Origin of the sequence: Pseudomonas sp. SK (assembly GCF_012975065.1) — a bacterium.
Classification (GTDB): Bacteria; Pseudomonadota; Gammaproteobacteria; order Pseudomonadales; family Pseudomonadaceae; genus Aquipseudomonas; species Aquipseudomonas anuradhapurensis.
Genome location: NZ_CP051857.1, coordinates 4,097,127 through 4,117,411, shown reverse-complemented (window position 1 = coordinate 4,117,411; position 20,285 = coordinate 4,097,127). Strand labels below are relative to the sequence as shown.

At 64.8% G+C, this 20,285-nt stretch carries 11 protein-coding genes; 5 read left to right on the top strand and 6 right to left on the bottom strand.

The features are described 5' to 3' along the window. The first annotated feature begins 2 nt into the window (after positions 1 to 2). Positions 3 to 8,555, top strand: a complete 8,553-nt coding sequence (locus tag HG549_RS18885; protein ID WP_372241582.1) for an amino acid adenylation domain-containing protein — start codon at positions 3 to 5, stop codon at positions 8,553 to 8,555. A gap of 791 nt (positions 8,556 to 9,346) precedes the next feature. Here HG549_RS18885 and HG549_RS18880 read toward each other — a convergent pair. Both HG549_RS18880 and HG549_RS18875 read right to left on the bottom strand, forming a co-directional pair. Continuing rightward, positions 9,347 to 11,806, bottom strand: coding sequence for a TonB-dependent siderophore receptor (locus HG549_RS18880; RefSeq protein WP_170031378.1), 2,460 nt, complete (start codon positions 11,804 to 11,806; stop codon positions 9,347 to 9,349). A 127-nt stretch (positions 11,807 to 11,933) separates the two neighbouring features. Continuing rightward, the gene (locus tag HG549_RS18875) at positions 11,934 to 12,794 is read right to left on the bottom strand and encodes a formylglycine-generating enzyme family protein (protein WP_170031376.1); all 861 of its coding nucleotides are present in this window, start codon (positions 12,792 to 12,794) and stop codon (positions 11,934 to 11,936) included. Positions 12,795 to 13,354: 560 nt separating this feature from the next. On the opposite strand from HG549_RS18875, the gene HG549_RS18870 reads away from it, so the two are divergent. Further along, on the top strand, positions 13,355 to 14,236 hold the full coding sequence (locus HG549_RS18870) for a DMT family transporter (protein WP_170031374.1): 882 nt from the start codon (positions 13,355 to 13,357) through the stop codon (positions 14,234 to 14,236). Between the two features lie 12 nt (positions 14,237 to 14,248). Here the strand turns inward: HG549_RS18870 and HG549_RS18865 are convergent, their stop codons facing one another. Continuing rightward, on the bottom strand, positions 14,249 to 14,707 hold the full coding sequence (locus tag HG549_RS18865) for a DUF4265 domain-containing protein (RefSeq protein WP_170031372.1): 459 nt from the start codon (positions 14,705 to 14,707) through the stop codon (positions 14,249 to 14,251). A gap of 13 nt (positions 14,708 to 14,720) precedes the next feature. Beyond that, positions 14,721 to 15,596: a DMT family transporter gene (locus HG549_RS18860; protein ID WP_170031370.1), complete on the bottom strand. Its 876-nt coding sequence runs from the start codon at positions 15,594 to 15,596 to the stop codon at positions 14,721 to 14,723. 247 nt (positions 15,597 to 15,843) lie between these two features. On the opposite strand from HG549_RS18860, the gene aceK reads away from it, so the two are divergent. Then, on the top strand, positions 15,844 to 17,559 hold the full coding sequence (aceK, locus tag HG549_RS18855; RefSeq protein ID WP_170031368.1) for a bifunctional isocitrate dehydrogenase kinase/phosphatase: 1,716 nt from the start codon (positions 15,844 to 15,846) through the stop codon (positions 17,557 to 17,559). Positions 17,560 to 17,682: 123 nt separating this feature from the next. On the opposite strand, the gene HG549_RS18850 is transcribed toward aceK, so the two are convergent. Then, positions 17,683 to 18,549 carry a DUF6279 family lipoprotein gene (locus HG549_RS18850; protein ID WP_170031366.1) on the bottom strand — a complete coding sequence of 289 codons (867 nt, stop codon included), beginning with the start codon at positions 18,547 to 18,549 and terminating at the stop codon, positions 17,683 to 17,685. Positions 18,550 to 18,680: 131 nt separating this feature from the next. Here HG549_RS18850 and HG549_RS18845 point away from each other — a divergent pair, with 131 nt between their 5' ends. Continuing rightward, complete coding sequence (locus tag HG549_RS18845) at positions 18,681 to 19,517, top strand: S1 RNA-binding domain-containing protein (protein WP_170031365.1); 837 nt, start codon at positions 18,681 to 18,683, stop codon at positions 19,515 to 19,517. Here HG549_RS18845 and HG549_RS18840 read toward each other — a convergent pair whose 3' ends face one another. Then, entirely contained in the window at positions 19,518 to 19,898 is a 381-nt protein-coding gene (locus tag HG549_RS18840) for a hypothetical protein (protein ID WP_170031363.1), read from the bottom strand. It abuts the gene before it with no gap. 198 nt (positions 19,899 to 20,096) lie between these two features. Here HG549_RS18840 and HG549_RS18835 point away from each other — a divergent pair, with 198 nt between their 5' ends. Next, positions 20,097 to 20,276, top strand: a complete 180-nt coding sequence (locus HG549_RS18835) for a CsbD family protein (protein WP_114168292.1) — start codon at positions 20,097 to 20,099, stop codon at positions 20,274 to 20,276. Positions 20,277 to 20,285: the final 9 nt, after the last annotated feature.

Here is a 20,285-nt window from a genome sequence, read left to right as displayed (position 1 = left end):
ACCTGGTTTATCGCTTCCTCCGTCTGCCCCAGGCGCAGCAGCAGCTGTTTCTCGAAAAGCTGGCGTCCAAGGGCGTCACCCTCGCGCAGCTGCCCATCCCGGTGATCAGGCACGAAGTCGAACGCCCGCTGCTGTCCTATGCCCAGCAACGCCAGTGGTTCCTTTGGCAGCTTGAGCCCGCCGGCTCGGCATACAACATTCCGACTGCACTCAGGTTCAGGGGGCAGCTCGATGTGGCGGCCTTGCAACGCAGCTTCGAGACGCTGATTCAACGTCATGAAGCCTTGCGCACGAGCATTGGCGAGGCGCAGGGCCAGCTGACCCAGGTCATCCACCCGAGCCAGCCGTTCCAGCTGGCCCGCCAGGCCTTGGGGGCAGTGGCAGAGCAGGTGTTGCAGGCGCAGGTTGCGCGGGAGGTTCAGCAGCCGTTCGATCTGGTCCATGGGCCGCTGCTGCGGGTCAAGCTGCTCGACCTGGCGGCGGATGAGCATGTCCTGGTGCTGACGTTGCATCATATCGTCGCCGATGGCTGGTCGATGCCATTGCTCATCGATGAGTTGGTGCGCCTGTATGAGGGCTACAGCCAAGGCCGTGAAGTAGCGCTGGCCGAACTGCCGATCCAGTACGCCGATTATGCGCTGTGGCAGCGGGCCTGGATGGACGCCGGTGAGCGTGAGCGTCAGCTGGCGTACTGGACCGCGCAGCTGGGCGATGAGCACCCGGTACTGGAACTGCCCACCGACAGGCCGCGTCCGGCGTTGCAAAGCTATCGCGGCGAACGAGTCGATGTCGACCTCGGCGAGGCGTTGAGCCTGTCCCTCAGGCAATTGGCACAGCGCCAGGGGGCGACACCCTTCATGCTGCTGCTGGCGAGTTTCCAGGCACTGTTGCACCGCTATTCCGGGCAGGCCGATGTGCGCGTGGGCGTGCCGATTGCCAACCGTAACCGCGTGGAAACCGAGCGGTTGATCGGCTTTTTCGTCAACACCCAGGTGATGCGTGCCGAATTCGACACGCAACTGACCTTTACCGAGCTGCTGGCACAGGTGCGACAGCGCGCGTTGGGCGCGCAGGCGCATCAGGACCTGCCCTTCGAGCAGTTGGTCGATGCCTTGCAGCCGGAGCGCAGCCTGAGCCATAGCCCACTGTTCCAGGTGATGTACAACCACCAGGTCCGCGGCAAGGGTGAGCGCCATCGCTTGCCAGGCCTGGAGGTGGAGGCGCTGCAGTGGAACGTGCAGGCAGCGCAGTTCGACCTGACGCTGGACAGCTTCGAGCATGGGCAGGGCATCAGCGCCACGCTGACCTACGCCACCGACCTGTTCGATGCGTCGACCATCCAGCAGATGGCGCGACACTGGCTGAACCTGCTGCAGGGTATTGTCGCCAACCCTGCGCAGCGGGTGGCCGAACTGCCGTTACTGGATGACGGGGAGCGGCAACAGATCCTGCATGGCTGGAATGCCACCCAGGCCGCCTACCCGAACGAGCGCAGCATCCACCAGCTGATCGAGGCCCAGGTGTGCGCCACCCCGGATGCCCCGGCGCTGGTGTTCGGCGAGCAGACCCTGAGCTATGCCGAACTCAACTGCCGTGCCAACCAGCTGGCGCACCGCTTGCGCGAGTTGGGCGTGGGCCCGGACGTGCTGGTCGGCATCGCCATGCAGCGCAGCCTGGAAATGGTCATCGGCCTGCTGGGCATCGTCAAGGCCGGCGGCGCCTACGTGCCGCTGGACCCAGAGTACCCGCAGGAACGCCTGCGCTACATGTTCGACGACAGCGGCATCGCCTTGTTGCTGAGCCAGTCGCACCTGCGCGACACCCTGCCGATCCCGGCCGGCTTGCGCTGCCTGGAGCTGGATAGCGAAGACCTGAGCGGCTACAGCGATGCCAACCCGGACACCGATGTAGCGCCGCTGAACCTCGCCTACGTGATCTACACCTCCGGCTCCACCGGTCGCCCGAAAGGCGCTGGCAACAGCCATCGGGCGCTGGTCAACCGCCTGTGGTGGATGCAGAAGGCCTACGGCCTGGACGCCAGCGACAGCGTGCTGCAGAAAACCCCGTTCAGCTTCGACGTGTCGGTGTGGGAGTTCTTCTGGCCGTTGATGACCGGCGCGCGGCTGGTCATCGCCCAGCCAGGGGCGCACCGTGACCCGCAGTTGCTGGTCGAAGCCATCAGCCACTACGGCATCAGCACGCTGCACTTCGTGCCGTCGATGTTGCAGGCGTTCATGACCCACCAGGCGGTAGAGCGCTGCGTCAGCCTCAGGCGCGTGGTGTGCAGCGGCGAAGCACTGCCGGCCGAACTGGCCCGCCAGGCCCTGCAACGTTTGCCGGCGGCGAGCCTGTACAACCTGTACGGGCCGACCGAAGCGGCCATCGACGTCACCCACTGGACCTGCCAGCCGGACGAAAATATCAGCGTGCCGATCGGCCAGCCGATCAACAACCTCAAGGCCCACATCCTCGATGGCAGCCTGCAACCGGCAGTACGCGGCAGTGCCGGTGAGCTGTACCTCGGTGGCGTGGGCCTGGCCCGTGGCTATCATCAGCGCCCGGCGCTGACCGCCGAACGCTTCGTGCCAGACCCGTTCAGCACCGATGGCGGCCGCCTGTACCGCACCGGCGACCTGGCGCGCTACCGCGCCGACGGGGTGATCGACTACGCCGGGCGTATCGACCACCAGGTGAAGATCCGCGGCCTGCGCATCGAGCTGGGCGAGATCGAAGCACACCTGCTGCAGCTGCCGAGCGTGCAGGAGGCAGTGGTGCTGGCCCAGGACGGGCCGAGCGGCAAGCAACTGGTGGCCTACGTGGTGCCCGCCGACAGCAGGCAAGAGCAGGGCGCGTTGCGCGACAGCCTGCGTGCTGCGCTCAAGGCTGGCTTGCCGGACTACATGGTGCCGGCGCACCTGCTGCTGCTCGACCAGCTGCCGCTGACGCCGAATGGCAAGCTCGACCGCAAGGCCCTGCCGCAGGCGGATGCCAGCCAGTTGCAGGGCGAGTACGTCGCCCCGCAGAGCGCGCTGGAGCAGCAGATCGCAGCGATCTGGGCGCAGTTGCTGAAGCTGGAGCAGGTCGGCCTGACCGACAACTTCTTCGAGCTGGGTGGCGACTCGATCATCTCGTTGCAAGTGGTCAGCCGGGCACGCCAGGCAGGCATACACTTCACACCCAAGGAGCTGTTGCAACATCAAACGGTGCAAGGGCTGGCGTCGGTGGCTCGGCGCAGCGAAGCAGCCGCGTTGGAGCAAGGTGCGGTGAGCGGGCCTGTACCGCTGATTCCAGTGCAACATTGGTTCTTCGAACAAGCGCTTGCCGTCCCTGATCACTGGAACCAGTCGGTGCTGCTCGAACCCGCTCAGGCACTGGATGCAGGCTTGTTGTGCAAGGCGCTGGGTGACCTTCACAACCACCACGACGTGCTGCGGCTCAATGCCTGGCAGAGCGATGACCACTGGCAGGCCGCGATCGGCGCAGCGGTACCGCCCGAGCTACTATGGGTACGCGAGTGCAATGATGCCGAGGCGCTGGCCCAGTTGGCCGACCAGGCCCAGCGCAGTTTGCAACTGGCCGAGGGGCCGCTGTTGCGTGCCGTACTGGCAACGCTGCCAGATGCCAGCCAGCGGTTGCTGCTGGTCATCCATCACCTGGTCGTGGATGGCGTGTCATGGCGGGTGCTGCTCGAAGACCTGCAGCAGGCCTATCAGGCCCATGCTGCCGGGCAGCCAGTGAAATTGCCGGCCAAGACCAGCGCGTTCAAGGCCTGGGCCGAACAACTGCGAGCCTATGCCAGCCAGCCGGTGCTGCAACATGAACTGCACTACTGGCGTGATCAGCTGCAAGGTGCCAGTGATGCCTTGCCTTGCGACAACCCCCACGGCGAGAACCGGCACAAGCATGCCGCAACGGTGAGCACGCGCCTGGACCCGGCTGCCACGCGCCAGCTGCTGCACCAGGCGCCCGCTGCCTACCGCACGCAAATCAACGACCTGCTGTTGACGGCACTGGCCCGTACAGTCAGCCGTTGGACCGGGCAGTCGCAGGTACTGGTGCGCCTGGAAGGCCACGGCCGCGAGCACCTGTTCGAGGGGATCGACCTGAGCCGCACCGTGGGCTGGTTTACCAGCATGTACCCGGTCAGGTTGACCGTACAACCCGATCTGGCGAGCTCGATCAAGACCATCAAGGAGCAGCTGCGCGCTGTACCCAACAAGGGCCTTGGCTACGGTGTACTGCGTTACCTTGCGGCTGGCGAAGCACAGGCAACCTTGGCGGCGCTGGCCCAGGGCGCGATCATCTTCAACTACCTGGGCCAGTTCGATGGCAGTTTCGACCAGTCGGCCAGCCTGTTCCGGCCGGCCAGGGAAACTGCCGGCCTGAACCAGGGCGAGGACGCACCGTTGAGCGGCCTGCTGGCACTCAATGGCCAGGTGTATGGTGGTGAGCTGACACTGGGCTGGACCTTCAGCCGTGACGTCTTCGATAGCGCGACCATCCAGCACCTGGCCGATGCCTATGGCGAAGAGCTCAAGGCCCTGATCAAGCACTGCTGTGAGGATGACAGCCGGGGCTTTACCCCATCGGACTTTCCGCTGGCCGGGTTGACCCAGGCACAACTGGACCGCCTGCCGCTACCCGCCGCCCAGGTGGCCGACATCTACCCGCTTTCGCCGATGCAGCAGGGCATGCTGTTCCATACCCTGCATGAGCGCGAAGCCGCGCTGTACATCAACCAGACGTGCGTCGATGTGCAGGGCCTGGACAGCGAGCGTTTCGTCGCCGCCTGGAACCAGGTGATCGCCAGCCACGACATCCTGCGTACGCTGTTCCTCACCTCGGCGCAGTGGGCTCAGCCCGTGCAGGTGGTGCAGCGTCAGGCCAGCCTGCCGTTGCGCATCATCGACTGGCGTGGGCGCGAAGTGCCAGGCGAAGCCCTGCAGCGGCTGGCAGACGAGGATGCCGGGGACGGCTTCGACCTGGCCAGCGCGCCGTTGATGCGCTTGACCTTGGTGCAGCTGGATGAGCAACGCCTGCACCTGATCTGGTCGCGCCATCACATCCTCATGGATGGCTGGAGCAATTCCCGGCTGCTGGGGGAAGTGCTGCAGGTGTATCACGGCCGCCCGGTGAGCCACTCAGGGGGGCGCTTTGGCGACTACATCCGCTGGCTCGACGCGCAACCGCGCGAGCAACTGGAGCAGTTCTGGCGTGCCAAGCTGCAGGCACTGGAGGGCCCGACGCTGTTGGCTGACAGTATCGTGCCACAGGCGGACGGCACGCTTGGCGGGCACCATGCGCTATACCTGCGCTGGGATGCCCAGCGCACGCAACGGCTACGCGATCAGGCTCGGCGCCTGCGAGTCACGCCCAACACCTTGGTGCAAGGTGCCTGGCTGTTGCTGCTGCAACGCTACACCGGCCAGGCCAGTGTGTGCTTCGGCGCTACCGTGGCGGGGCGCCCCGCCAACCTGGCGGGAGCGGACGAAATGCTGGGGCTGTTCATCAACACGCTACCGGTAGTACAGGCACCGCAACCCCAGCACCTCGTCAGCGACTGGCTGCACCAGCTGCAGCACTTCAACCTGGAACTGCGCGACCACGAGCACGCCGCGCTGGCCGATGTGCAGCGTTGGGCCGGGCAGCCTGGGCAAGCGTTGTTCGACAGCATCGTGGTATTCGAAAACTACCCGGTCGACGAGCGCCTGCGCGAGGGCGGCGGGGCAACACTGCGCTTTGGCGAAGTACGCAACCGCGACGTCACCAACTATGCCATGGACCTGGCCGTGCACCTGGGCGAAACCTTCTCGGTAGAGTTCCTGTACCTGCGCAACCGCTTTAGCGAAACCGCCGTCGAATGCCTGCGCGGCAGTTTCGAAAGCCTGCTTGGCGCCATGCTCGACAACCCCCAGGCGACATTGGGGAGCCTGGGCATGTTGACGCCGACCCAGGCGCAGCACGCCGCCCTGCGCAACCGCCTTGCGGCACCGGGGTGCGAGCCGCCACTACTCGCCGCGAGCATCGCCGCGCACGCCCGTGAGCGCAGCGACGCCGTGGCGGTGATCTGCGCCGGCGAGCAGCTGACGTATGGGCAACTGGACGCCCGCGCCAACCGCCTGGCTCATTATCTGGTTGCCCAGGGCGTACGTCCGGAAACCAGCGTGGGTATTGCGCTGGAGCGGTCTGTGGCAATGATCGTGGCGTTCTTGGCAGTGATGAAGACCGGCGCAGCCTACGTGCCGCTGGATATCGACTACCCACAGGAGCGTCTGCAGTGGATCGTCGAAGACTCGGCGATGCACCTGCTGCTTACCAGCAGCAGCCTGCGGCAGCGCTTCAGCCACGTGGCGCGCTGCGTCGAACTCGACCAGCAGGCGCTGCAACACCTGCCCGCGACGGCCCCTGCGCAGCGCGCATGCGCGGACAACCTGGCCTACCTGATCTACACCTCGGGTTCGACCGGCAAGCCCAAGGGCGTGGCGGTGAGCCACGGCCAGATCCGCATGCACTGCCAGGCCATCACCGGGCTTTACGAGATGGGCCCGCAAACCCGCGAGCTGTTGTTCATGTCGTTCGCCTTCGACGGTGCGCAGGAACGCTGGCTGTCGACGTTGTCCTCGGGTGGCTGCCTGGTGTTGCGTGACAATCGGCTGTGGAGCGCCGAAGAAACCTGGCAGACCTTGCATGAGCAGCGCATCGATATCGCCTGTTTCCCGCCGGCGTACCTGCAACAGCTGGCCGAATACGGCGAGGGCCAGGCGCAACCTGCGCCTGCGGTGCGGGTGTACTGTTTTGGCGGCGATGCGGTGCCGGCTGCCTTGTTCGAACAGGTCAAGCGTGCGTTGCGCCCGCGCTGGTTGACCAATGGCTATGGCCCGACGGAAACCGTGGTCACCCCGCTGTTGTGGAAAGTGCCGGTGCAGCAGACTTGCGCGGCCGTGTATGCGCCAATCGGTGAGCGCGTGGGCGAGCGCACCCTGCATGTCCTGGACCAGGGCCTCAACCCGCTCCCCGATGGTGTCGCCGGCGAGCTTTACATTGGCGGAGCGGGCCTGGCGCGAGGTTATCACCAGCGCGCGGCGCTAACGGCCGAGCGCTTCGTGGCCGACCCGTTTGCCAGTGGTGGCCGCTTGTATCGCACTGGCGATCGGGTGCGCCGGCGTGCCGATGGGGTCATCGATTTCCTTGGGCGGCTGGACAACCAGCTGAAAATCCGCGGCTTTCGCATCGAACCCGGGGAGATCGAGGCGCGCCTGCGCAACCTGGCGGGTGTTCGCGACGCCGTGGTGGTGGCCCGTGACAGCAACAGCGGCAAACAGCTGATCGGTTATGTGGTGGCGGCCAGCGCCGCTATTCGCGCCGAGCCGTTACGCGATGCCTTGCGTGCCGAGCTGCCGGACTACATGGTGCCGGCACAGCTGGTGCTGCTGCCGGCGCTGCCGCTCACACCCAATGGCAAGATCGATCGCAACGGTTTACCGGCACCGGTGTTCGCCACAGGCAGGGCGAGGGTGGCGCCGCGCAATGCCATCGAGCAAGGGTTGGCGGCAATCTGGCAGGACGTGCTGGAGGTGCAGCAGGTTGGCGTCGATGACAACTTCTTCGAGCTGGGTGGGGACTCGCTGCGGGTGCTCAAGATGCTGTCCAGGGTGCGTGCCTGCGCGGACCTGCCGATCGAGCTGAAATTGCGTGATGTCATCGCCCGGCCGACCATCGCCGAGCTGTCTGGTTATGCGCCGGATGAGGCTGGCCGGGACCCACTGCTGGCGCTCAACGCCCGGATAGATACGAGCCCGCCGTTGTTCTGCCTGCATGCCGGGTTCGGCACGGTGTTCGATTACGATGCGTTGGCGCGCCAGCTGGACGGCCGTTGTACGGTCTATGGCCTGCAATGCCGGATGCTGCTTGATCCTGCCTGGATGGACGACTCGCTCGAGACCATGGCTATCGACTACGCCCAGTACATTCGTCAGAAGCAACCCGAAGGCCCTTATCAGCTGGCCGGCTGGTCGCTTGGCGGCACCCTGGCAGTGCTGGTCGCCAAAGAGCTGGAAAGCCAGGGGCAGCGGGTTGCCTTGCTGGCGTTGGTGGACAGCTTTGTGCCCTTGGCCGTGCATGCCGTGCCGGAAAGCGACTGGAGCGCTGACCTGCGGAGCTTCCTGGCGGTCATTCTCGGGGTGTCGGCGGCTGCGCTGGTGCTGCCGACGGTACCGGCAGGCGCTGGTCAGGAGACCTTGGAGCGGGTGATCGAGACGGTGCGTGAAGCCCAGGCGGCGCAGTCGGGCTATGCGGAACTCGGCAATGCCGATCTGGCCCAGACCTTCGTCGTGGCCATGAAGCTCAAGGAACTCTCGCGTCAGTTGCGTCAGTTGCCGCCTACCGAGGTCGCGGCCAGTTGTTGGTGGGCGGGAGGGGGTGTGCACGCGGGTAGCATTGCGGGTAGCTGCCAGGACCTGGGAGTCGATGCCGGGCACTATGACATCCTTGCGCACGCGGATGTGCTTGAGGGCGTGATGGCCAGGCTGTTGCTGGCAGACACGGTAAACGAGTGAATCCGCGAAGCAGGCGCCGCGGTGGCAGGCACCGGCTGTGCCGGTGATCGCGGCTGAAGCCGCTCCTACAGGTACGGTGCCAACCCGAAGCCGGCGCGGTTCACACCTGTAGGAGCGGATTCATCCGCGAAGCAGGCGACGCGGTGGCAGGCACCGGCTGTGCCGGTGATCGCGGCTGAAGCCGCTCCTACAGGTACGGTGCCAACCCGAAGCCGGCGCGGTTCACACCTGTAGGAGCGGATTCATCCGCGAAGCAGGCGACGCGGTGGCAGGCACCGGCTGTGCCGGTGATCGCGGCTGAAGCCGCGCCTACAGGTTCGGGGCCAACCCGAAGCCGGCGCGGTTCACACCTGTAGGAGCGGATTCATCCGCGAAGCAGGCGACGCGGTGGCAGGCAGCGGCTGTGCCGGTGATCGCGGCTGAAGCCGCTTCTACAGGTACGGGGCCAACCCGAAGCCGGCGCGGTTCACACCTGTAGGAGCGGATTCATCCGCGAAGTAGGCGACGCGGTGGCAGGCACCGGCTGTGCCGGTGATCACGGCTGAAGCCGCGCCTACAGGTACGGGGTAAACCCGAAGCCGGCGCGGTCTACACCTGTAGGAGCGGATTCATCCGCGAAGCAGGCGACGCGGTGGCTGCCACCGGCTGTGCAGGTGCTCCCGGGCATGCCCGCTCCCGCAAAGGTTATGCAAAGTTTGAAGACCGTTGCTCGGCAATGGATCGAACACTGCTTTGAGGACTGTGCAGGCATGAAAAAGGCGACCCTGAGGTCGCCGTTTTCGTTTCTTCGCTCAGAAATCGTAGCGCAGGTTCAACGTCGCGTTTCTCGGCGCGCCATAGTGGCCATAGTTACCGGCCAGGCCTGCGTAGTACTTCTTGTCGAACAGGTTATCCATGTTCAAGGTAGCGGCCAGATGTTCGCTGATCTTGTAGCGGGCCATCAGGCTGGCAACGGCGTAGTCTCCCTGGGTGATGCGCGTGTTGTAGCGGGTGGCCAGGGATTGCTCGGAGTTCCAGTTGACCCCACCACCGATGGTCAGGCGCTCCCACTCGCCGGGCAGGCGATAGGTAGTCCACAGGCGGAATGTATCCAGCGGCAGTTGCGAGGTCATGCGCGTGCCGTTGGCATCCTCCGTGCGTGAATGGCTGTAACCGGTGTGCAATTCCAGCCCGCGAGCCACTTCGCCCGACAGTTCAAGGTCAATGCCTTTGGTTTCGGCGCCGCTGACCGCCCTGTAGGCGGTGGAGTCAGGCACGCCCGGTACGCTGAAACCGGTGTCTTCCTCTGCAAGATTATCGCGCTTGATCAGGTAGACGGCGGCGTTGGCGTTCAGGCGGCCGCCGTAGAACTCTCCTTTCCAGCCCATTTCGTAGTTCTGCCCGATGACAGGATCAAGCACCTTGCCTGTCCGGTCGCGGCTGGTCTGTGGCTTGAAGATATCGGTGTAACTGGCATACACCGACTGCTCATCGGTCAGGTCATAGATCAGGCCAGCATACGGGGTGACTTCGCCACGCTCCTGCAGGTGCGATGGGTTGCCTTTGCCGGTGGTCAGTACCACCTGGTCGGAGTCCGAGCGGTAACTGGTGGTACGGGCACCGAGGATCATGTGCAGGTCGTCGGTGAGGTTGAGTCGGGTGGCAATGAAATAGCCGGTCTGGCGAATGTTCAGGTCATAGTCCAGAAGGGGCGAGTAATTGCCCGGTTGCGGCAGGCGATTGCCCCAGGTGTAGAAGTTGAAGTCGACTGCACCGGCCGTACCGGTGAAATGGTTGTTCTCGTAATCCATGTAGTCGAAGCCGGTTACCAGTTCGTGGGTCTGACCGAACAGCTCGAAAGGCCCCTGCAGCGTGATGTTCATGCCGCGCTGGACCTGATGGGCATCGACTTGCAGCAGGTCGGCCGTGGCATTGCCGGTGGCCGGGTTGAGCGTGGAAACCCCCGCACCGGTGCGGTAGAACGCCGACAGCGAGTCACGATCGACATCCATGTAGTTGCCGGCCATCTTTAGCTGCCAGCCATGGCCCAGTTCCTGGTCCAGGCCGAATGAGTAGTTTCTGGTGGTGTAGTCCTCGTACATCCAGCGCGGGCCGGAGCTGGTCGAGCGGGAGAAGTTGGTGGGCTGGCCATTGTTGAAGAACAGCGGCACGCCCGGCGCACCATTGGCGTTGTAGGTCTGGTAGTCCATGCCGAAGCGCACGGTGGTGGTATCGCTCAGGTCGGCCTCGAGCACGCCGTACACCAGGTCGCGGTCCTGGCTGTACCAGTCCATGTAGCTGTGGTTGCTTTGCTTGGCTGCTACCAGGCGACCGCGCAGCTTGCCGCTTTCGATCAACGGGCCGGACACGTCGGCCTCGGTGCGATAGTAATCCCAGGAGCCTACCCCGGCCTGTACATACGACTGGAACTCACGGGTCGGGCGCTTGCGCACCATGTTGACCACACCGTTGGGCTCGCCGGCACCGGTCATCAGGCCGGTGGCGCCGCGGACGATTTCCACGCGGTCGAACATGGCCATGTCCATGAGGGTGTTGGGCATGTTACGGGTGAGGTAGTCCTGTGTCGTGTTCACGCCGTCGAGCTGGTAGGTGCTGATTTCCGAGCCGCGCGAATAGATGTGAAAGCGCTCGCCACCGTCCTGGGACATGGTAATGCCCGGGTTTTGTTTCAGCACATCGGTGATGGTCGCCAGGTGCTGGTCGTCCATCTGCTGGCGGGTGATGACGCTGATGCTTTGCGGTGTTTCCCGAATCGACAGGTTCATGCGCGTGGCGGTGCTGGTCACCCCGGTGGTGTACGACCCCGTGCCTTCGGTGGTGGCCCCCAGGCCCGTGCTACTGACGTTGGTCGCCGAAAGCTCGACCTGGCCGTCCTTTGCGCTTGAAGCTGCGCTGACGGTCACGGTGTTGCCGTCGATCTGGTAACGCAGCCCGCTGCCACCCAGCAGGATGGCCAGTGACGAAGCGAGGTTGTGCTGGCCCTTGAGGGCGCTGGAGCGCAACCCGCCGATGTCCTCCGGGCTGTACAGCAACTGGGTATCGGTCTGTCTGGCCAGTGCCTGCAATGCCGAGTTCATCGACTGCGCGGGAATGTCCAGGGTCCATTCCTGCGCCTGCACCTGGGCGACCATGGCGGTGCACATTGCCAGGCCCAGGCCGACGCGTGTCAACGCATCCCGGGGGCGAAAGGAGTGACGGATCAGTAACGCTTTGGCCAGTGGGTTGAGCGGGCCGGGCAGGGGCTTGGACATCTATTGCGGTCTCGTTGGCAGAGGGTTTTTATCGGTGTCAGCAATAGGACGCAGCACCTGGTAAAAACCGGAACGATTCTTATTGCCGATTTTTTTGTCAGGCTGCTGCGTCAACCGCGTCACAACTTCACAATTCACGTGCTACGCGGAAACCGAGAAAGTCGCCGCGGGTGGTCTTGAGGCGGTCGTTGCGGTTGGCCGAGCGAGAGAAGATCGGCGGCTCGCCCCAGTCGTTGCCACGCATGTGCGCGCGAATGCACTGGGGGTCCTGGACCCAGGCGCTGCCGTCGCTCGGGGCGCCTTGGTAGCTGTCGTGGTAGCAGTCGGCGACCCATTCGTAGACGTTGCCGTGCATGTCGTACAGGCCGAAGGCATTGGCCGGGTAGCTGCCCACCGGGGCGGTGTAGGTGTAACCGTCCTTGGGGCCATAGGTATTGGCGTGCTTGCTGATCTCGTACTTGCCCGGTTCGTCGAAGGGGAACGGGAACGGGCCGCTGGACCCGGCACGGGCGGCGTATTCACGTTCGGCTTCGCTGACCATGCGGTACGCTTTGCCGGTGGTGTTCGCCAGCCAGCGGGTGTAGGCCTGCACTTCGTCGTAGTCCACGCACACCGCGGGTTGGCGGGGGCCTTGCGGGTAGCTGGGCTTGCTCGCCTGGCACCAGCGGCCGGGGCGATCGTCGCCGCTCTTGATCACGGTGCCGGTGGCCTTGATATAGGCGTCCAGTTCGCCGGCGGTAACTTGGTAGCGGCTCATGGCGAAGGGTTTGGCGAAGGTCACGGTGTGCAGCGGGCCCTCGTCGGGCTGGCGACCGACTTCGTCGTCGGGGGCGCCCATCAGGTAGCTGCCGGCGGGCAGCACGACCATTTCCGGGCAGTCCTTGCAGTCTTTGAACACGTCGCCGGGTTTGGCGGCGTGGGCATGGGCGCTGACCAGCAGCAGGCAGGTGATCTGGGCTGGCCGGCAGAGCCAGGTGGAGACGTTCATCGGCGGTCCTCGGAACAGGTGAATGCGGGCTGCGTTTCGCATTCAGACGAGCCGGGGCGGTGAAAAATTAACCAGTGTTGTAGGAGCGGCCTTGCGTCGCGATGGGGCGCGAAGCGGCCCCGGCAATATCGGCGTGAATGCAAATAAATGGGGCCGCTTCGCAGCCCATCGCGACGCAAGGCCGCTCCTACAACGGGAGCGTGGGCGGCGGGGGTGGTTGCCAGCCAGCAAACCCCGGGCTATAGTCCAGCCCATTGTCCTCTTCCCGAAGACCTGCTCATGCCAGCCAGCCCTTCCACCACTTGCCTTGCCATCGCGCCAGTCGCGGGCATGGTCGTGCGTGGCAGCCAGCAGCCGGTCATGATCAATCACTATCCACCACCACCTGTCAGTGGCGTCGTGGGCGGCGTAGCTCCGCCTCGCTGCGTGGTCGTGCTGGGCTGATCGGCTGCTGGCCGTTGCCCTTCGCACACGCAACCTACTGAACACGGTCGGCGACTTCCCTCGCTGAAGCGCACGTCGTCCGTCTGGCTTATTTGCCTTATATCAGGTGGCAATCCATGTCTGTCTTTAGCAAAACCTCCGTGGCCTCGGCGGCCACTACCAGCCTGTTCGTCCTGCTGTGGAGCAGCGGGGCGATCGTTTCCAAGCTGGGCCTGGCGCAGGCCAGCCCGTTCGCCTTCCTGCTGCTGCGCTCGGCGCTGGCCCTGGCCGGCGTGCTGCTGGTCGGGCCGCTGCTGGGGCTGCGCTGGCCGCGCAGTCGCGCGGCCGTGCTGCGGGCCCTGGGCACCGGCTGCGTGCTGCTCGGCGCCTACCAGATCTTCTACCTGTTGGCGCTCGACACCCAGGTCACCCCGGGCATCATGGCCACGGTGATGGGGGTACAACCGATCCTGACCGTGGTGCTGATGGAGCGCCAACGCTCGTGGAGCCGTCTGTTCGGCCTGGGGTTGGGGCTGGCGGGCTTGGTCATGGTGGTCTACCAGGGCATCAACCTGGGTGGGGTATCGCTGGCCGGGATGCTGTTCGCCCTGCTGGCGCTGGCCTGCATGACCTTCGGCTCGATCCTGCAGAAGCGCATCACCGACAACCCGATGGGCACCCTGCCGCTGCAGTACCTGGCCGGCTTTGCCATGTGCGCATTGTTCGCGCCGCTGCAGCCACTGCATGTGCAGTGGAGCGGCAGCTTCGTCGGCGCGCTGCTGTGGATGGGCCTGGTGGTCTCGCTGCTGGCGACCTTGCTGCTGTACCGGCTGATCGCCAAGGGCAACCTGGTCAATGTCACCAGCCTGTTCTACCTGGTGCCGGCCGTGACTGCGGTGATGGACTTGCTGATCTTCGGTAACCGCCTGGCTCCGCTCGGCCTGCTGGGCATGGGGCTGATCGTGGTGGGCCTGCTGTTCGTGTTTCGCAAGCCCGCCGCGCGCCTGGCCGAGGCCTAGGCCCTGGCGGTCCTAGCGGAATTCTTCGGGGATCGCGTGGCGCAGCACGCCTTCCTCGAAGTCCAGCAGGCCGGCGTCGCGCTGGGTGAGCAGGTAGTAGAGCAGGGTATCGAGCGAACGCTGCGGCGGGACCTCGAGCGCCAGCATCTTCACCGCTTGCTCGGTCTCGCAGTTGCAGCCGAAGTCTTGTAGCGCCGCGCGTACCTGGTCCAGGGTTTCCGGGGGCTTGACGATGACCCGGAACACCGAACTGCCGCCGCTGCGGCGCAGTTCGGCAAACCAGGTTTCGCCGGCTTGTTCACGGGTGGCGATCACGTCGCCCGGGGCAATGCCATAGACATGGAAGGGAATGTTGTCGACGGCATAGCCACCGTCCACGGCCTTGGTCCACAACCCCTCGACCGAGGCCGGTGGATAGCCGTTGGCGTCCTGTTCCAGGCGGAACAAGACCTTCTTGTATGCGCTGTTCACGGTCTGCTCCGCTTCACCTGCGCGCCGGACGCAGTACCAGCCACAACGCCGCGCCAATCAGCAGGCCGCCGTACAGGTGCGCCATCGACAGCGGTTCGTCCAGCAGCCACGCCCCCCACAATACGCCGAACACCGGGATCAGGAAGGTCACGGTGCTGGCCTTGACCGGGCCGATTTCTTCCAGCAGGCGGAAGTACAGGATGTAGGCGAATGCCGTACACAGCAAGCCCAGGCCCAGCAGCGACAGCCACACCTGCCAGCCGCCCCAGCTGGCCGGTGGCTGGCTCAGTGCGCTCCAGGCGAACAGCGGGCTGAGCATCAGGGTAGCGCCGAGCATGCTGCCCAGTGCCGACAGGCGGCTGTCCAGGCCGCTGACCCAGCGGCGGGCGAGGAAACCGGCAAAGCCGTAGCAGGTGGTGGCTGCCAGGCAGGCGAGGGCGCCCTGCAGCAGGGCCAGGTCGAGGGCCACCGGGCCGGCACCGCTGAGGATGCCGACGCCGAACAGGCCGAGGAAGATGCCGCACAGCTTGGCCAGGGTCAGCGGTTCGCGGAAGAACAGCGCGCCGACCAGCACGCCCATCAGCGGCGTGGTGGCGTTGAAGATGGCCGAATAACCGGCCGGTAACACCTGGGCGGCCACGGAATAGAAGGTGGCCGGAATGCCGGAGTTGATCATGCCCAGCACCAGGCAGGCGCCGAGCTTGCCCTGGAAGTCCCAGCGCACCCGGGCGGCGGCAAACAGCGCGACCAGGCCCAGGCAGGCGATGGACACGCGGAAAAACGCGGTCGGTACCGTGCCAAGCGCCGGGGCGATGATGCGCATGAACAGGAAGCTCGCCCCCCAGACGGCGGCAAGGGTCAGCAGGCGGGCTAGGGCGATGGGGCTCACAACGGTCTCCGGCGGCAGGGCAGGGCGCGAGTGTACGCCACGGGGCGGGGGGATTCTTGTGCTTTCTTGCGGTGTAAACCTGTGCTGGCCTCTTCGCGGGCATGCCCGCTCCCACAGGTTCTCTGCAATGCTCGGCCTTGTGGTAAACCTGTGGGAGCGGGCGAGCCCGCGAAGAGGCCGGCACAGGCTCCGCAAAAACCAAGAGGCGACTAAGCTCTGTAACTCAACACCGCACCGAGGTCTTCGCATGCCCCAGCCCTGGCCCGCTGTCGAAATCGCCCGGATGATCCTTGCCGGCTTCGACGACTACCGCGACCACTTCCAGCGCATCACCCTCGGCGCCCGCAAGCGCTTCGAGCAGGCGCGCTGGCAGGAAATCCAGCGTGCCGCTGCTGCGCGCATCAACCTCTACGAGGAAAAGGTCGCCGAGGTCAACGGCTGGCTGCGCCAAGGGTTTGCCGAGGATGTGTTGCTGGACGTGGCGCAATGGCCGCTGGTGAAGGACGCCTACATCCACCTGATCGACCCGCGCCTGGACGACGAGCTGGCCGAGACCTGGTACAACTCGCTGTTCTGCAGCCTGTTCAGCCACGACCTGATCAGCGACGGCTGCATGTTCATCCACACCACCCGGCCCTCGATGCGCGGCCGCGAACGGGCCGCGCAAACCCGCACCTATCGACCTGACGGTGGCCTGAAGGGCTTGCTGCGGGCGGTATTTGCCGATTACCCGTTCGATGTGCCGTATGGCGACCTGGAAGGCGACCTGGCGCGCCTGGAGGAGCAGTTGCGCGACTGCCTGCCGGACTGGGTGTGCAAGGACCCGGCCCTGGCCCTGGAGTTGTTCGTGCCGGTGCTGTACCGCAACAAGGGGGCATACCTGGTCGGCCGGCTATACAACAGCGACGAGCAGTGGCCGCTGGTGATTCCGCTGTTGCACCGCGAAGGGCACGGCATCGAGGCCGATGCGCTGATCACCGACGAGGCCGAGGTATCGATCATCTTTTCCTTCACCCGCTCGTACTTCATGGTCGATGTGCCGGTGCCGGCAGAGTTCGTCAACTTCCTCAAGCGCATTCTGCCGGGCAAGCACATTGCCGAGCTGTACACCTCGATCGGGTTCTACAAGCACGGCAAATCGGAGTTCTACCGGGCGCTGATCAACCATCTGGCCAGCAGCGACGACCGCTTCGTGATGGCGCCCGGGGTCCGGGGCATGGTCATGAGCGTGTTCACCCTGCCGGGCTTCAATACCGTGTTCAAGATCATCAAGGACCGTTTTTCGCCATCGAAGACGGTCGACCGCGCCACGGTGATCGACAAGTACCGGCTGGTGAAGAGTGTCGATCGGGTGGGGCGTATGGCCGATACCCAGGAGTTTGCCGATTTTCGCTTCCCGCGCAGCAAGTTCGAGCCGGAGTGCCTGGCCGAACTGCTGGAGGTGGCGCCCTCGACCGTGGCGCTGGAGGGCGACACGGTGCTGATTCGCCACTGCTGGACCGAGCGGCGCATGACGCCCCTGAACCTGTACCTGGAGCATGCCAGCGAGGCCCAGGTGCTGGAGGCGCTGGAGGATTACGGCTTGGCCATCAAGCAGCTGGCGGCGGCGAATATCTTCCCTGGCGACATGCTGCTGAAGAATTTCGGCGTTACCCGGCATGGCCGGGTGGTGTTCTACGACTATGACGAAATCAGCTTTCTGACCGAGGTGAACTTTCGCCACATTCCACCGCCGCGCTATCCCGAAGACGAGATGTCGGGCGAGCCGTGGTACTCAATCGGGCCGCATGATGTGTTCCCCGAAGAGTTTCCGCCGTTCCTGTTTGCCGATATCGGCCAGCGCCGGTTGTTCAGCCGCTTGCATGGGGAGCTGTACGATGCGGATTACTGGAAGGGGTTGCAGGCGGCGATACGCGACGGCAAGGTGATCGATGTTTTCCCGTATCGGCGCAAGGGGCGGTGACTGTGCTTTAGCAGGCCCGGCCTCTTCGCGGGTAAACCCGCTCCCACAGATACGACACAGTATGCGAAACCAGTGGGGTGCCTGTGGGAGCGGGTTTACCCGCGAAGAGGCCGGGCCTGCTTTTCACCGCCACCCCTTCAAGCACTTCAATTCACTGAAATTCGTGCGCACCTGGCCCAGCCGCTCCTGCAGGAACCGCCGCTGCTGCGGGGTGCTCTGCTGCACCAGGTCGACCAGCAGGCTACGCGCCTGGCGCTCGGTGTTCTGGAATGCCGCGCGATATTCCGGCGTCCACAAGCTCTCCTTGCGCTGCAGCAGGGTCGCCAGGCGCGGCTCGAAGCTGGCGTCGTTACGCTGGTTCATTGCCAGCAGCAGTTGTTGCTGCCAGTGGGCGCGGTTGGCGATCCATGCGCGGTTCTGGTCGCCCAGCGCCTCGGACCAGGCCCGTACCCGCTGCTGCTGCACCGGGGTCAGCTCGCCAAACCAGGGCGTGAGGCGTTTTTCCATGCGTTCGGCGCGGCGGGCAACCTGTTTCGACAGCGGCGTATCGACATACTTTTTCTGCCGTTCGCTGATGTCGTCGCGGAACGCCTCGCGCATCTCCGCCACCTGGGCGTCACTCATGCCGCGTAGCAGTTCAATGGCCGACGGGGTGATCTCCTCCGCCACCCGGCCAATCGCCTCGCGCGCTTCGCGGGTGCGTTGCTGCAGGGCCTGGTCGGTTACCTGGTCGTCGGCCACCATGTCACGTACCCGGTCCAGCCAGTCGAGGTAGCCAGGCAACTGGGTCTGGCAATGCCAGGCCAGGTGCTCGCGCAGGCGGTCGTCGAGCATGGCCTTCTGCTCGCGGTTCATGTCCAGGTAGTCGCCCAGCGACCATGGCACCAGGCGGTCGAGGTTGCGGTAGGCCAGGTCGATGCGGCTGCAGGCGGCCACGGCCAGGGCGAAGCCGATGGCGATGAGCAGGGCTTTGGACAGGCGTAGCGGCATGGGCTGTTCCTTGCTGAGGCTTGCCAGACGGTAGACGCAAGGGGGCGGCTGGCGGTTCCACTGCATCAGCGGTCGGGCGGCGCGCTGGCTTCAGGTGTAGAATAGCCGCCTTGTCTTGAGGATCATCGGAAATGGCTCTGCTTGGGCGTTACAACAGTTTGCAAATCGTGAAACACGTGGACTTCGGCCTGTACCTGGATGGCGGTGCCGACGGCGAGATCCTGCTGCCCGCGCGCTACATCCCGAAAAACGCCGAAACCGAAGTCGATGACTGGCTGAACGTGTTCATCTACCTGGACAGCGAAGACCAGCTGATCGCCACCACCGAAAAGCCCAAGGTGCAGGTCGGCGAATTCGCCAGCCTCAAGGTCAAGGACATCAACGGCGCCGGCATCTTCCTCGACTGGGGCCTGTCCAAGGACCTGCTGATGCCGTACTCGGAAGAGGCGCGGCCGTTGAAGATCGGCGACTACTGCGTGGTGCACGTGTACCTCGACAAGCGCACCCGCCGCATCACCGCCACTTCGCGCCTGGACCGCTACCTGGACCGCACCCCGGCGGACTACCAGGCTGGTCAGCCGGTCGAGCTGCTGGTGGCCGGCGAAACGCCGATGGGCTTCAAGGCCATCATCAACAACCGCCACTGGGGCCTGATCCACAAGAACGAGGTGTTCAAGTTCCTGCGTTCCGGCATGCACGAAAAGGGCTTCATCAAGGAAGTGCGCCACGACGGCAAGATCGCCCTCAGCCTGCAACCGGTGGGCGCGGCCCTGGCCGACAGCCTGCAGGAGCAGATCATGGCCCGCCTGGAGGCCGAAGGCGGGGTGCTGGGGGTGTGCGACAAGAGCGACCCGGCACTGATCAGCAAGCTGTTCAACGTCAGCAAGGGCAACTTCAAGAAGGCCATTGGCAGCCTGTTCAAGCAGGGCCGCATCGTCATCCATGACGATCGGATCGAGAAGGCCTGATCAGGCCTGCACGAAGGTACTGAAGTCCAGCTGCTCGCCACCTGGGCGGGTGTCGCGCAGCAGCGAATCGCGGTCGGCACTGAGCGCCAGGCTGATGGTCGAGCGACGCTTGCCGGGGTTGCGCACTTCCATCTGCTCCTGGTGAGCGCGCAGGAAGTTGGTCGGCACCTTCAGGTGTTGCAGCTCGTCGCTTTCCGGGGTGTGCAGCAGCAGGTTGACCCAGTCGGGCTGGCCCTTGCGCAGCAGCGCCACCGGCACCTCGAACCACCACAGGTTGCGCTTGCGGTCGAGAATGGCGAACAGGGTATTGGCGCTGGTCAGCACCGGCCGGGCCAATGCTTGGTTACGCCGGGCGATGGCGGCGGGTTTGTCGAGTTTCATGCAGGTTCCTGCGGGTTGACGCTACGAAGGCCTGCATTGTGAGGGGTGGCACCGGGCGCGGCAAGGTTTGCCGTCTGCCATGCCTGCAAGGGTGCCGCTTGGCTCATGCGCGGGTGATTCATTGAAACTCCTGGCAAAGGGCCTGGGTCCACCGACTGTCGACACGGTCCACGTGTCTCCAGTTACAGGAGTTTTGCCATGAGCGGTACCAAAGACAAAGCGAAGGGGTTGGCCAACGAAGCGATCGGTAACGTCAAGCAGGGGGTTGGCAAAGCCACCGACAATGACAGGCTGCGCGCCGAGGGCGAGGCGCAGGAGTTGAAAGGTGAAGGGCAACAGATCAAGGGCAATGTGAAGGATGCAGTGAAAAAGCCTTGATGTGATTCG

Excerpts from the sequence above, each read along its gene's own strand:
- HG549_RS18880 (WP_170031378.1), bottom strand. The coding sequence starts at position 11,806 with ATGTCCAAGCCCCTGCCCGGCCCGCTCAACCCACTGGCCAAAGCGTTA.
- HG549_RS18875 (WP_170031376.1), bottom strand. The coding sequence starts at position 12,794 with ATGAACGTCTCCACCTGGCTCTGCCGGCCAGCCCAGATCACCTGCCTG.
- HG549_RS18870 (WP_170031374.1), top strand. The coding sequence starts at position 13,355 with ATGTCTGTCTTTAGCAAAACCTCCGTGGCCTCGGCGGCCACTACCAGC.
- aceK (WP_170031368.1), top strand. The coding sequence starts at position 15,844 with ATGCCCCAGCCCTGGCCCGCTGTCGAAATCGCCCGGATGATCCTTGCC.
- HG549_RS18850 (WP_170031366.1), bottom strand. The coding sequence starts at position 18,549 with ATGCCGCTACGCCTGTCCAAAGCCCTGCTCATCGCCATCGGCTTCGCC.
- HG549_RS18845 (WP_170031365.1), top strand. The coding sequence starts at position 18,681 with ATGGCTCTGCTTGGGCGTTACAACAGTTTGCAAATCGTGAAACACGTG.
- HG549_RS18840 (WP_170031363.1), bottom strand. The coding sequence starts at position 19,898 with ATGAAACTCGACAAACCCGCCGCCATCGCCCGGCGTAACCAAGCATTG.
- HG549_RS18835 (WP_114168292.1), top strand. The coding sequence starts at position 20,097 with ATGAGCGGTACCAAAGACAAAGCGAAGGGGTTGGCCAACGAAGCGATC.